The 13,670-nt window shown below is 62.4% G+C and carries 12 protein-coding genes; 6 read left to right on the forward strand and 6 right to left on the reverse strand.

What is annotated here, in order from left to right:
* Positions 1-72 precede the first annotated feature (72 nt).
* From DKB71_RS17495 to DKB71_RS17505, 3 genes are all read left to right on the forward strand, one after another.
* The gene (locus tag DKB71_RS17495; protein WP_323607320.1) at positions 73-780 is read left to right on the forward strand and encodes an HPP family protein; all 708 of its coding nucleotides are present in this window, start codon (positions 73-75) and stop codon (positions 778-780) included.
* A 241-nt stretch (positions 781-1,021) separates the two neighbouring features.
* Positions 1,022-2,128 carry an enoyl-CoA hydratase/isomerase family protein gene (locus DKB71_RS17500; RefSeq protein ID WP_274075772.1) on the forward strand — a complete coding sequence of 369 codons (1,107 nt, stop codon included), beginning with the start codon at positions 1,022-1,024 and terminating at the stop codon, positions 2,126-2,128.
* A 3-nt stretch (positions 2,129-2,131) separates the two neighbouring features.
* Complete coding sequence (locus DKB71_RS17505) at positions 2,132-3,283, forward strand: acyl-CoA dehydrogenase family protein (RefSeq protein WP_408596193.1); 1,152 nt, start codon at positions 2,132-2,134, stop codon at positions 3,281-3,283.
* A 123-nt stretch (positions 3,284-3,406) separates the two neighbouring features.
* On the opposite strand, the gene DKB71_RS17510 is transcribed toward DKB71_RS17505, so the two are convergent.
* The 6 genes from DKB71_RS17510 to DKB71_RS17535 form a co-directional block, all read right to left on the reverse strand.
* A complete protein-coding gene (locus DKB71_RS17510; RefSeq protein ID WP_408596195.1) occupies positions 3,407-4,180 on the reverse strand; it encodes an enoyl-CoA hydratase in 774 nt (257 codons plus the stop codon).
* 120 nt (positions 4,181-4,300) lie between these two features.
* Positions 4,301-5,428: an acyl-CoA dehydrogenase gene (locus tag DKB71_RS17515; RefSeq protein ID WP_323626880.1), complete on the reverse strand. Its 1,128-nt coding sequence runs from the start codon at positions 5,426-5,428 to the stop codon at positions 4,301-4,303.
* 155 nt (positions 5,429-5,583) lie between these two features.
* On the reverse strand, positions 5,584-6,777 hold the full coding sequence (locus DKB71_RS17520; RefSeq protein ID WP_408596197.1) for an acetyl-CoA C-acyltransferase: 1,194 nt from the start codon (positions 6,775-6,777) through the stop codon (positions 5,584-5,586).
* Between the two features lie 12 nt (positions 6,778-6,789).
* Complete coding sequence (locus DKB71_RS17525; RefSeq protein ID WP_274075777.1) at positions 6,790-7,551, reverse strand: SDR family NAD(P)-dependent oxidoreductase; 762 nt, start codon at positions 7,549-7,551, stop codon at positions 6,790-6,792.
* A 16-nt stretch (positions 7,552-7,567) separates the two neighbouring features.
* The gene (locus DKB71_RS17530; protein WP_408596199.1) at positions 7,568-9,232 is read right to left on the reverse strand and encodes an AMP-binding protein; all 1,665 of its coding nucleotides are present in this window, start codon (positions 9,230-9,232) and stop codon (positions 7,568-7,570) included.
* Positions 9,233-9,422: 190 nt separating this feature from the next.
* The gene (locus tag DKB71_RS17535; protein ID WP_408601119.1) at positions 9,423-10,439 is read right to left on the reverse strand and encodes an AraC family transcriptional regulator; all 1,017 of its coding nucleotides are present in this window, start codon (positions 10,437-10,439) and stop codon (positions 9,423-9,425) included.
* Between the two features lie 256 nt (positions 10,440-10,695).
* Between DKB71_RS17535 and DKB71_RS17540 the strand changes: the two genes are divergently transcribed.
* The 3 genes from DKB71_RS17540 (at position 10,696) to DKB71_RS17550 (ending at position 13,625) form a co-directional block, all read left to right on the forward strand.
* The gene (locus DKB71_RS17540) at positions 10,696-11,553 is read left to right on the forward strand and encodes an SDR family oxidoreductase (RefSeq protein WP_408596201.1); all 858 of its coding nucleotides are present in this window, start codon (positions 10,696-10,698) and stop codon (positions 11,551-11,553) included.
* Between the two features lie 97 nt (positions 11,554-11,650).
* On the forward strand, positions 11,651-12,265 hold the full coding sequence (locus DKB71_RS17545) for a Yip1 family protein (RefSeq protein ID WP_323607330.1): 615 nt from the start codon (positions 11,651-11,653) through the stop codon (positions 12,263-12,265).
* 10 nt (positions 12,266-12,275) lie between these two features.
* Positions 12,276-13,625 (forward strand): cation:proton antiporter, encoded by a 1,350-nt coding sequence (locus DKB71_RS17550; RefSeq protein WP_408596204.1) that lies wholly within the window; start codon positions 12,276-12,278, stop codon positions 13,623-13,625.
* The last annotated feature ends 45 nt before the right edge of the window (positions 13,626-13,670 follow it).

Below are 13,670 nucleotides of genomic sequence, written 5' to 3' on the forward strand. Positions count from 1 at the left end.
CTTCAAGGGCTTTCTGGATTTCCCAGGCAAGCCTTTTTTTTTCCTCAGGTTTTCAAAGGAACGCTGTTCATCATGCTTGCTCGCTGGTTGCCCGCCGCCGTCAACACCCGCCCTTCAGAATGGAGTCGTGCTGCCATCGGCATGGCGCTAGGGACGATGTTCAGCGTCTGGCTGTGCGCCCAGGTATTCGGCATGCCAGTGGCGCAGCACCTGGTCGGGCCACTGGGTGCCTCGGCGGTGTTGCTGTTTGCGGTATCTTCCGGCGCGCTCGCGCAACCCTGGTCGATACTCGGCGGTTACTTGAGCGCCGCAGTGGTCGCGCTGCTGGTGGCCCACGTGCTCGGACGGACCCTGGGCAGCGCCTGCCTGGCGGCGGGCATGGCGCTGATCCTGATGTGCTGGCTGCGCTGCCTGCATCCACCGGCCGGGGCGCTGGCGTTGCTAATGGTCCTGGCGGACCCGGCGACCATTGCCATGGACTGGAAAGCCCTGGGTCCGGTGATGCTGGCCGCATCGACCATGCTGCTCAGCGCCCTGGCCTATAACAACCTGACGCGCATTCGATATCCCAAGCGTGCCAGCGAGCCGGTCGCCGTGGTCCCGGCTGACCACCCTCCAATCGACAGCCAGGCAATCACCGCCCAGGATCTGAAATTGGCCCTGGCGCAGATGGAAGCCTTCATCGACGTCACCCCCGAAGATCTTGAACAGCTGATCCATGCCACTGAGTTGCAGGCCAGGCGTCGCAGTATTGGCGAGGTGTTGAGCCGTAGCGCCTGAATCACCTTACTTGTAGGAGCGAGCTTGCTCGCGAAAAACATCAAGGCACCGCTGCACCAATGGTTTACGCGTTATCGTTCACGACCATCGCGAGCAAGCTCGCTCCTACAAAAGCCGCTGCAAAAATGCAGACAGCACCTGCACATATCCCGGTTGTACAAGGCAAATTTGCACTGGTACGATCCAGCATCGCTCGCGCGCGAGCTTCTTAATAAAGAACAATAAAAGCAGGGAGTTAGTGATGACTGCTCAGGTTTCTTCTCCAGCGACTTCGTCAATGGATGCCACGCAAAACGAAGTGCTGGCCGAGGTTCGCAACCACATCGGTCACCTGACCCTCAACCGCCCCGCCGGCCTTAACGCCATCACCCTCGAGATGGTGCGCAACCTGCAGCGTCAGCTGGACGCCTGGGCACAGGATGAACAGGTGCATGCGGTGGTGCTGCGCGGTGCCGGCGAAAAAGCCTTTTGTGCCGGTGGCGACATTCGCTCGCTGTACGACAGCTTCAAGGGCGGCGATACGCTGCACGAAGATTTCTTCGTCGAGGAATACGCCCTCGACCTCGCGATTCATCATTACCGCAAACCGGTGCTGGCCTTGATGGACGGTTTTGTCCTGGGTGGCGGCATGGGCCTGGTGCAAGGCGCCGACCTGCGGGTGGTCACCGAGAAAAGTCGCCTGGCGATGCCTGAAGTCGGCATCGGTTATTTCCCGGATGTGGGCGGCAGCTACTTCCTGCCGCGCATCCCCGGTGAACTGGGGATCTACCTGGGCGTCAGCGGCGTGCAGATCCGCGCGGCCGATGCGCTGTACTGCGGGTTGGCCGACTGGTACCTGGACAGCGGCAAACTCGCCACGCTTGATGAAAAACTCGATCAACTGCAATGGCGTGACACACCCCTGAAGGATCTTCAGGGCCTGCTGGCGAAACTCGCCGTGCAACAGTTGCCCGATGCACCGCTGGCCGCCTTGCGCCCGGCTATCGACCACTTCTTCGCCTTGCCCGATGTGCCGAGTATTGTGGAGCAACTGCGCGAGGTCACGGTCGCCGACAGCCATGAGTGGGCGTTGAGCACCGCCGACCTGCTGCAGACCCGCTCGCCCCTGGCCATGGGCGTAACCCTGGAAATGCTCCGGCGCGGTCGGCACCTGAGCCTTGAACAATGTTTTGCCCTTGAGCTGCACCTGGACCGCCAGTGGTTCGAGCGCGGCGACCTGATCGAAGGCGTGCGCGCCTTGCTGATCGACAAAGACAAGAACCCGCGCTGGAACCCGCCTACCCTGCAGGCGCTGGACGCCGAACACGTGGCGAGCTTCTTCAACGGTTTCGATGAGAGCGGGAGCTGAACCATGCACGATCTCGAATTGACCGAAGAACAGGTCATGATCCGCGACATGGCCCGGGACTTTGCCCGTGGCGAAATCGCGCCCCACGCCCAGGCTTGGGAAAAGGCCGGCTGGATCGACGACGCCCTGGTGGCGAAGATGGGTGAGTTGGGCCTGCTGGGCATGGTGGTGCCCGAGGAATGGGGCGGCACTTATGTCGACTACGTCGCTTATGCCCTGGCGGTAGAAGAGATCTCGGCCGGCGACGGCGCCACCGGCGCGTTCATGAGCATCCACAACTCGGTCGGCTGCGGGCCGGTGCTCAACTACGGCAGCGAAGAACAGAAAAAGACCTGGCTGGCGGACCTCGCCAGCGGCCAGGTCATCGGTTGCTTCTGCCTGACCGAACCCCAAGCCGGCTCCGAAGCGCACAACTTGCGCACCCGCGCCGAATTGCGCGACGGCCAGTGGGTGATCAATGGCGCCAAGCAGTTCGTCAGCAATGGCAAGCGGGCCAAGCTGGCGATCGTGTTTGCGGTGACCGACCCGGACCTGGGCAAGCGCGGAATCTCGGCGTTCCTGGTGCCAACCGACACCCCTGGCTTCATCGTCGACCGCACCGAACACAAGATGGGCATCCGCGCCTCCGATACCTGTGCGGTCACCCTGAACAATTGCACCATCCCTGAGGCCAATCTGCTCGGCGAGCGCGGCAAGGGCCTGGCCATTGCCTTGTCCAACCTCGAAGGCGGCCGCATCGGCATCGCCGCCCAGGCCCTGGGCATTGCTCGCGCGGCGTTTGAAGCGGCGCTGGCCTACTCCCGCGATCGTGTGCAGTTTGGCAAAACCATCAATGAACACCAGAGCATCGCCAACCTGCTGGCCGACATGCACATGCAGTTGAACGCCGCGCGGTTGATGATCCTTCACGCCGCTCGCCTGCGCACGGCGGGCAAGCCGTGTCTGTCGGAGGCCTCGCAAGCCAAGCTGTTTGCTTCGGAAATGGCCGAGAAAGTCTGCTCCTCAGCGATTCAGATTCATGGCGGGTATGGGTATCTGGAAGATTACCCGGTCGAGAAGTATTACCGGGATGCGCGGATCACGCAGATCTATGAAGGGTCGAGCGAGATTCAGCGGATGGTGATTGCCCGTGAACTGAAGAACTATCTGGTCTGAAGCCTTAAAAGCTTCGCTGGCAAGCCAGCTCCTACAGGGTTCTCGGTCGGTCACACATATTGTGTACACACCGAAACCTGTAGGAGCTGGCTTGCCAGCGAAGAGGCACGCAATAACGCTACATCACTTGCCCTGGAACTGGGCTTCACGCTTGGCAATAAACGCCGCCATCCCTTCCTTCTGATCCTGCGTCGCGAACGCCGCATGGAACACCCGACGTTCAAAGCGCACGCCTTCCGACAGGCTCACTTCAAAAGCCCGGTTGACGCTTTCCTTGACCATCATCGCGATCGGCAGGGACTTTTTAGCGATCAGCGCCGCGACTTTCAGCGCTTCATCCAACAGCTCATCGCTCGGCACGATGCGCGCCACGATGCCGCAACGTTCCGCTTCCACGGCATCGATCAAGCGCCCGCTCAGGCACATTTCCATGGCCTTGGCCTTGCCCACGGCACGGGTCAGGCGCTGGGTGCCGCCCATGCCCGGCAACACGCCGAGGTTGATTTCCGGTTGGCCGAACCTGGCGTTGTCGCCAGCCAGGATGAAATCGCACATCAGCGCCAGTTCACAGCCGCCGCCCAGGGCGAAACCGTTGACGGCGGCGATGATCGGCTTGCGGCGGTTGGCCACGCGGTCGCTGTCGCTGAACAGGTCGTCGATATAGATCTGCGGATAGGTCAGCTCGGCCATTTCCTTGATGTCGGCACCGGCGGCAAAGGCCTTTTTCGAACCGGTCAGGACGATACAGCCGATGTTCGAGTCCGCCTCGAAGCCGTCGAGGGCCTGGTTCAGTTCGCTGACGATCTGCGCGTTCAACGCGTTCAGCGCCTGTGGGCGGTTCAAAGTAATCAGACCCACACGGCCGTGGGTTTCCAGCAAAATCGTTTCATAACTCATGTAAATGACTCCTGCTAAGCACTCGATCCCTGTAGGAGCTGCCGCAGGCTGCGATCTTTTGATTTTAACGATCAAGATCAAAAGATCGCAGCCTGCGGCAGCTCCTACAGGGGTTCCATTTTAGAGGTTGCGTGAAATGACCATGCGTTGAATATCGCTGGTGCCTTCGTAGATCTGGCAGACCCGCACGTCGCGGTAGATCCGCTCCAGCGGGAAGTCGTTCAGGTAACCGTAACCGCCAAGGGTTTGCAGCGCCGAGGAGCATACCTTCTCGGCCATTTCCGAGGCGAACAGCTTGGCCATCGAGGCTTCCACCAACGCCGGCTTGCCGCTGTCTCTCAAGGCCGCCGCGTAATGCACCATCTGCCGCGCCACGGCGATCTGGGTCGCCATGTCCGCCAGGCGGAACGCCACGGCCTGGTGCTCGATGATCGGCTTGCCGAAGCTCTCGCGCTCGCGGGCGTAGTCGCGGGCCGCTTCGAATGCGGCGCGGGCCATGCCCACTGATTGCGAGGCAATGCCGACGCGCCCGCCTTCGAGGTTGGCCAAGGCGATCTTGTAGCCTTCACCCTCTTCGCCCAAACGGTTGGCCACCGGCACTTTCACGTCTTCGAAGAGAATCTGGCAGGTGTCCGAGGCGTGCTGGCCAAGCTTGTCCTCGACCCGGGCAACTTTGTAGCCCGGCGAATCGGTGGGCACGATGAATGCGGTGATGCCGCGTTTGCCGGCAGTCGGGTCGGTCACGGCGAACACGATCACGATCCCGGCGTTCTGCCCCGAGGTGATGAATTGTTTGCAGCCGTTGAGTACGTAGTGATCGCCGTCCAAACGGGCACGGGTTTTCAAGCCGCTGGCATCGGAACCGGCCTGGGGTTCGGTCAGCGCGAAAGCACCGAGCATGGCGCCACTGGCCAGGGGCTTGAGGAAGCGCTCTTTCTGGTCGGCATTGCCGTAATTGAGGATAGGCACGCAACCGACCGAGTTGTGCACGCTCATGATGGTCGAGCAGGCACCGTCGCCCGCGGCGATTTCTTCCAGGGCCATGGCATAGGCCAGGTAACCGGTCTCGCAACCGCCCCACTGCTCCGGCACCAGCATGCCGAAGAAGCCCAGCTCGCCCATTTCGGCGATGGCTTCCTTGGGGAAGCGGTGTTCACGGTCCCATTCGGCGGCGAAGGGTTTCAGGCGTTCCTGGGCAAAGTCCCGGGCCGCGTCGCGTATCTGCTGTTGTTCGTCATTGGGGATCATGGTGAATCCTTAAAAATAAGCCTTCATACAAAATGCCTGGTTTTAACACTGAACCTGTGGGAGCGGGCTTGCTCGCGAAGAGGCCGTGCCAGTCGACATCAATGTTGAATGACACACCGCCTTCGCGAGCAAGCCCGCTCCCACAATGGATTGCATTAATACAGGCATTCCACGGCCATGGCCGTGGCTTCGCCGCCACCGATGCAGATCGCTGCAACGCCACGCTTCAAGCCTTTCTGGCGCAGGGCCGAGAGCAGGGTCACGAGGATCCGCGCGCCGGACGCCCCGATCGGGTGGCCGAGGGCGCACGCGCCGCCGTGCACGTTGAGTTTTTCGTGGGGGATTTCCAGCTTGGTCATGGTCACCAGGCTGACCACGGCGAAGGCTTCGTTGACTTCCACCAGATCGACTTCATTCAGCGACCAGCCGGTTTTCTTCATCAGTTTTTCGATCGCGCCAACCGGTGCCACCGGGAACAGGCTCGGGGTATCGGCGAAGGCCGCGTGACCATGGATCACCGCCAGCGGCTTGAGACCACGCTTGTCGGCCTCGGAACGGCGCATCAGCACCAGTGCCGCCGCACCGTCGGAGATCGAACTGGAGTTGGCCGCCGTCACGGTACCGCCATCACGGAACGCCGGTTTCAGCGAAGCGATCTTGTCCAATCGGGCTTTTGGCGGCTGCTCGTCATGGCTGATCGTCACCTGCTCTTTGCCGACGGTGACGGTCAAGGGCACGATCTCGTCCTTGAAACTGCCGTCCTTGATCGCCTGCTGGGCGCGGGTGGTCGAAGCCACCGCGAACGCATCCTGGGCCTCACGACTGAAGCCGTTGGTTTCGGCGCAGTCTTCGGCGAAGGTGCCCATCAGGCGCCCCTTGTCGTAGGCGTCTTCCAGGCCATCGAGGAACATCGAATCCAGTACCCGGCCGTGCCCCATGCGGTAGCCGCTGCGGGCGCGGTCCAGCAGATACGGCGCGTTGGACATGCTTTCCATGCCACCGGCGACCACCACCTCGGCGCTGCCAGCCACCAGCATGTCGTGGGCCAGGATGGCCGCTTCCATGCCCGAACCGCACATCTTGTTGAGGGTGGTGCAACGGGTCGATTTATCCAGCCCGGCGCCGAGCGCCGCCTGACGCGCAGGGGCCTGGCCCTGGCCGGCCGGCAGTACGCAGCCAAACAACACTTCGTCGACGCCATTGCTGGCTACACCGGCTCGTTCCACCGCGGCCTTGATCGCAGCGGCACCGAGTTGCGGTGCGGTGAGGCTTTTCAGTTCGCCCTGGAAACCACCCATCGGGGTGCGCACGGCGCTGACGATAACAATCGGATCGTTGGAAAGGGTCATGACAAATCCTCCTTACTTGGCGGCCATGCGCAAGGCACCGTCGAGACGGATCACCTCGCCATTGAGCATGCTGTTTTCAATGATATGCCTTACCAGCCGGGCATACTCGGCAGGTTTGCCCAGGCGCGGTGGAAACGGCACGCCGGCGGCCAGGGAGTCGCGCACTTCCTGGGTCATGCCGGCCATCATCGGCGTTTCGAAAATGCCCGGGGCGATGGTCATCACGCGGATGCCGAAGCGCGCCAGTTCACGGGCGGCCGGCAAGGTCAGGCTGACGATGGCGCCTTTCGACGCGGCGTATGCCGCCTGGCCGATCTGGCCGTCATAGGCCGCCGCCGAGGCAGTGTTGATGATCACGCCGCGCTCGCCATCGGCGTCCGCTTCGGTTTCGGCAATCGCCGCCGACGCCAGGCGCAGCATGTTGAAGCTGCCGATGAGGTTGACGTTGATCACCTGGCTGAAGCTTGCCAGCGCGTGCGGACCGTTCTTGCCGAGGATCTTCTCGCCACGCACGATGCCGGCACAGTTGACCAGCCCGTTGAGGCCACCGAATGCCTTGACCGTTGCCTGCACCGCCGCTTCTGCCGCCGCTTCGTTGCTGATATCGGCGACCACGCTTTGCGCGCCCAGGCGCTGGGCCTGGGCCGCGACGGCTTCGGCGTTCATGTCCACCAGCATGACTTTGGCGCCGGCTGCGACCAGCATTTCAGCGGTGGCCGCACCGAGGCCGGAAGCACCGCCGGTGACGAGAAAAACCTTGTTTTCGATCTGCATCATTGTGTCCTTCGATTCAAGCTGAAACGTTCTTCGCGGCGGCCTCTTGAGCCTTGGCGATTTCCTGGTTGCGCAAGATAAAGCGCTGCAATTTGCCGCTTGGGGTTTTCGGCAACTCGCTGACAAATTCTATTTCCCGGGGATAGGAGTGAGCCGCCAGGCGCTTGCGCACGTGTTGGCGCAGCTCTTCGGCCAACTCTGGCGCGGCACGGTATTGCGCGCTGAGCACGACGAAGGCCTTGACCAGTTCGGTTCGCTCCGGATCGGGTTTGCCGATCACCGCGGCTTCGACCACCGCCGGGTGCTCGATCAGTGCGCTTTCCACATCGAACGGGCCGACGCGGTAGCCGGAGGTGGTGATCACATCGTCACTGCGGCCAACGAAGCTGATGCTGCCGTCCGGGTTCCACTCCACCGTGTCGCCGCTCAAATAGTAATTGCCGACAAAGGCCTTGGTCGGTGCGCCTTCGTAGCCGGCGAACCAGCACATCGGCGACTGGGTGCGGTCGATGGCCAGGATGCCCGGTTGGCCAACGCCCAGTTCCTGGTGATCGTCGTCCAGCACCACGATGCGATGGCCCGGCGAAGCAAAACCGGCGGCGCCCATGTGGATCGGGTGCTCCAGGCCATGGTGATTGCACAGCACCATGCCCAGCTCGGTCTGGCCGTAGTGGTCATGGATGACCACGTCCAGATTATCGGCGAACCAGCGGATCACTTCCGGGTTCAACGGCTCGCCGGCGCTGCTGACGATACGGAGCTTGCCCTTGATCGACCGGGCGAATTCATCGCCACCGGCGATCAGCAGGCGATACGCCGTCGGTGAGCCGGTGAGGTTGGTGATCCCGTATTTGTTGATCACCCGGCAGGTGCTTTCCAGGGTAAACGGGCCATCGTAGAAGGTGATCGGGTGGCCCATGGACAGGGGGCCGGTGACGCCGAAATAGATGCCGTAGGCCCAGCCCGGGTCGGCCAAGTTCCAGAAGGCGTCCTCAGGGCGCAGGTCCACCGCGTCACGGGTGTAGCTCTGGAAGGCGACGATGGCCTTGAGCGGCACCGACAGGGCTTTCGAAGGGCCGGTGGTACCCGAGGTGAACATCAGCAGGAACGGGTCTTCGCCGGTCAACAGCACCGGTTCGCAGACATTGGAGTGGTTGGCCAGTTCGGCCCAGAAGCTGTAGTCCCCACGAACTATGCCCTGCCCTTTGGGACCGGCGACTGTGACGATGGTCGGGCAGTCGGCGACTTCCGCCAGTTTCGAGCGATTGACCGCGTCGGTGACCACCACTTTCGCCCCGGAACTGCCCAGGCGATGTTCGATGGCCTTGGGACCGAAGGCGGTGAACAAGGGTTGATAGACCGCGCCGATGCGCCAGGTGGCGAACACGGTGATCAGCAATTCGATGTTGCGTGGCAGGAGACCGGCGACCTTGTCGCCTTTCTTCACGCCCTGGGCCAGCAGGAAGTTGGCAAAACGCGCGGCCTTGTCCTGCAGCTCGTTGAAGGTGTAGGTCGCGCCGGTGCCGTCACGGCCTTCCCAGAACAGCGCGATACGCCCCGGCAGCGCATGCCGGTCGCAACATTCGATGCAGGCGTTGATGGCAGTCAGGTTGCCGGCGAGTGCGGCATCGACGGTGTGCTGATAATTGAACTGTGAAACGGCAGACAAGTAATCGCGCATTGCCAGAATCCCTCTGTATTTTTTGTTAGGTGGGGGGAACCGTAACCAACAGGGAAATACTCGCTCTGCGCGGGGTGTCGGGCAATGGTCAAAGTTATCAAGTTGTCTGACTGGTTTGGCCAAGGCTGCAGGAGCGAGCTTGCTCGCTGGTACAGGCGAAGAGGCCCGCCCATACGACCAGAAATCCAGATCAACTGGCTTCGTTGAGAATCAAACTGCGGTAATGCCCGGGATTGGACCCCGACCATTTGCGAAACGCCTTGTAGAACGAGCTTGCATCGGCAAACCCCAGGCGGGTGGCGATTTCGGCGAAGCTGATGGCCGGTTCGGCCAGCCAGGCGATGGCCAGCTCCTTGCGCACGCTGTCCTTTAGCCCCTGGTACGTCTGCCCCTCCTCGGCCAGGCGCCGGCGCAGGGTCGAGGCCGACATGCACAGGCGTTGCGCCAGGGTGTCGGTCTCCGGCCAGTGCTCCGCGGGCAGTTGCCGCAAGTCCTGCTTGATCCGGCTGGCCAGGCTTTGCGGATCGCGGTACTTGACCAGGATGTTGGCCGGCGCATGGGCCAGGAAGCGCCGCAGCTCTTCGACGCTGCGCTTGATCGGCAAACCCAGGCAGTCCGCGGAAAAGATCATCCGCGTGCGCGGTCGGTCGAAGCGCAGGTTCTCGGAGAACATCACCTGATAATCATCGCAGAAATCCGGCTGGGCACAGCGCAGCTCGATCGCCAGGATCGGAATTCGCCGTCCGGCCAGCCAACAGGCCACGCCGTGCACGATCATCCAATAGGTGAAGTACGTGAAGGCCCGGCGCGGCTCATGGTCGTCTTCGAGCAACACGATTTCCGCCAGGCTTTGCTGATGCACAAGCTCAGCGGGCATGCGTTCGAGCATCAACGACAGGAAACCCAGGCCGCTGCTGAGCCCGGCCGCCAGGCTCGGCTGGACCATGGCACAGCGACAGAGGAACTCCAGGCTGCCGGACTTGAGCTTGCGCGGGTCCATGCCAAAGAACTCGTCATCCCCCCGCCGGGCCAGCAAGCGCCACAGGCGCGCATAAGCGCTGGCGGGAACCCGCGCGTCACTACTGCCGAGCAACGCCGGATCGATGCCGACCTTGCCCAACACCTCATCGGTGGCCGCGCCCGGGGCGCAACTTTGCAGCAGCGCTTCACGCACCAGCTGAATGGAAATGGTGTCTTTTTCCGACATTGCGCGAGGCGAGCCTTGTTCTTGTTGAGTGGTGGGCATATTAGCGCAGCCGCCCGGTCGGCGCAGATACCTGTAGGAGCCCGGCTTGCCGGCGAAGGCGTCCTTGAACATTGCGTTGGTCTTTTCGGGCGCCTTCGCTGGCAAGCCAGCTCCTACAAGGTTTTCATCCGCCAGCAGGACATTATCCAACCGAACTCCGCACAAAAGGCCAGGGTCAACCCTATGACTCCCCCATCCTTGAACCCGGAGATCGATGATGAACGACTACCCAAAACCACCCTTCCCCAAACAACAGCAACCCGTCCCGGGCTCCCAACGCAAAATGGATCCCTATCCGGACTGCGGTGAGCAGAGCTACAAGGGTTCCGGTCGCTTGACCGGCAAGATTGCCCTGATCACCGGGGGCGATAGCGGCATCGGCCGCGCGGTGGCCATTGCCTTCGCCCGTGAAGGTGCCGACGTGGCCGTGGCCTATCTCGATGAGCAGGAAGATGCAGAGGAAACCGCACGCTGGGTTGAGCAGGCCGGCCGGCAATGCCTGCTGCTGCCGGGTGACCTGGCGCACAAGGTACATTGCCAGGCACTGGTGGAGAAAACGGTCGAGCGATTCGGCCGCATCGACATCCTGGTCAACAACGCGGCGTTCCAGATGACCCACGAGAACCTCGAGGACATCTCCGACGAAGAATGGGTGATGACCTTCGACGTCAACATCACCGCCATTTTCCGGATCTGCCAGGCGGCGCTCAAGCACATGCAGCCCGGCAGCTCGATCATCAACACCAGTTCGGTCAACTCCGACATGCCCAACCCCACCCTGCTGGCCTATGCCACGACCAAGGGCGCGATCGCCAACTTCACCGCTGGCCTGGCGCAGATGCTCGGGCCGAAGGGTATCCGGGTCAACAGCGTGGCGCCGGGACCGATCTGGACGCCGCTGATCGTCTCGACCATGCCCGAGGATACGGTACAGAATTTCGGCGCCAATACCCCGCTCGGCCGTCCGGGCCAGCCGGTGGAAGTGGCGCCGATCTACGTGCTGCTGGCCTCGGACGAAGGCAGCTACATCACCGGCCAGCGATTCGGGGTAACCGGGGGCAAACCGATCCTGTGATGCACAGCGCACCTTAAAAATGGAACCTGGCGAGGCCTCCAGCGCTCCACTCTTCATGGGCCCTCCCCGGCGGGCCTTTCGATACCTGGAGGTCGTCATGTCCGCACCTATCGTCAAACTGTTCACTCAGCCGAACTTCGCGTGGACGGATATTCGCAAGGAAGAAGAAGCGCATCCTCGCCACTACCTCGCCCATTTGATCCTGCTGGCCTTGATCCCCGCCGTCTGCCTGTTCATTGGCACCACCTACGTCGGCTGGAGCCTGGCGGAAAACGAAACAGTCCGCCTCAGCCACCGTAGCGCGCTGCACCTGTGCGCCTTGCTGTATCTGTGCACGCTCGCTGGAGTCGCCGTCATGGGGGTGTTCATCCGCTGGATGTCGCGCACCTTCGACGCACGCCCGACGCTCAACCAGTGCATCGGTTTTGCCGCCTACACGGTCACGCCGTTTTTCCTGGCGGGCATTGCCGGCCTGTACCCGAGTCGCTGGCTGGCGATCCTGGTGCTGGCGGCGGCTTCGGCTTACTCGACATTCCTGCTGTTTGTCGGATTGCCGACCTTCATGCACGAGCGCAAGGAGCAAGGCGTGCTCAATGCCGTTTGCGTCTGGGGCGTCGGCTTGCTGGTCCTGGTCACCATTCTGGTGAGCATGATCCTGCTGTGGTTCAACGTACTGACGCCGGAGTACTTGCGCGCTACCGTCACTCAATGACCCCCGGGCCATGAGCTTCATTGTCTGGGTCGCGGTGCTGGGCGCCGTGCTGCTGACGCTGGCACTGACCTCGTCATTCCTGCGCTGGATGCCGGTGACCACCTCGGCCGTGTGCCTGGCACTCGGGGTGGCCATCGGGCCGGCGGGTCTGGGCTGGCTGAGGCTGGACATCAAGGATGCCGCCTATTGGATGGAGCACCTGACGGAAGTCGCGGTGCTCTTTTCGTTGTTCGTCTGTGGACTCAAGCTGCGCCTGCCCCTCAGGGACCGCAAATGGCGCGTGGCATTCGGGCTCGCGGGACCGGTGATGGTCCTGAGCATCATTGGTGTCTGCCTGTTGCTGCATTACGCCTTCGACCTGCCGTGGGGGCCGTCCCTGCTGATCGGCGCGATTCTGGCCCCTACCGACCCGGTACTGGCCTCGCTGGTGCAGGTCAACGATGCCAAGGACGACGACGCCGTGCGCTTCGGTCTGTCCGGGGAGGCCGGGCTCAACGATGGCATAGCGTTTCCCTTCGTGATCCTGGGGTTGCTGTTTATCCAGCAAGGCGGCGGTGATTCGACCGCCTGGCTCGATGACTGGGCGCTCAAGCGGCTGCTGTGGGCGGTGCCCGCCGGCTTGCTGGTCGGCTACATCATGGGCCGTGTCATTGGGCGCCTGACGTTGTCCATGCGCATCAGGAATGCCGACAGCACCCTGTCGCCCAACGACTACCTGACCTTTGCCCTGATCGCCCTGGCCTATGTCGCCGCCGAGGCGGTGCACGGCTACGGATTCCTGTCGGTGTTCGCGGCGGCCCTGGGCTTGCGTCGGGCCGAGGTCAAGTCGATGGGGCATTCACAGGTGCCGGCCGAACACCTGGTGCAGCCGGTGGTCGGTCATCAGAACGTCGAGCCCGATGCCGCCGTGCATGGCGATGTGACGAATCTGGAGGACGCGCAGGTGGCGGCCGGGATCATGATGGGCGACATGTTGTCATTTGGCAGCCTGGTCGAGCGGGCCATGGAGGTGTTTCTGGTGACGCTGCTCGGGGTGGTGCTGGTGGGTCATTGGGACTGGCGCGCGCTGGCGATTGCGCTGGCGCTGTTCTGCGTGATCCGGCCGCTGATTGTAGGGTTGGCGCCCTGGGGCAATCTGCTGGACGGCAAGCAACGGCTGTTGATCGGCTGGTTCGGCATTCGCGGCATCGGCAGCTTCTATTACCTGTTCTACGCCTTGAACCACGACCTTGCGCCGTCGATGGCGACCCTGTGCACCGACCTCACGCTCTCGGTGGTGGCGCTGAGCATCCTGATTCACGGGATCAGTACTCAACCGATCCTAGCTCACTATGAACGGCACAAGCCGCCACCGGCCTGACGGATCCTTTTGCCGTGGCGAAGTGCATGAGTCAAAGCCCGGCCT

The organism is Pseudomonas sp. PLMAX (genome assembly GCF_046042685.1).
Lineage (GTDB): Bacteria > Pseudomonadota > Gammaproteobacteria > Pseudomonadales > Pseudomonadaceae > Aquipseudomonas > Aquipseudomonas putida_AE.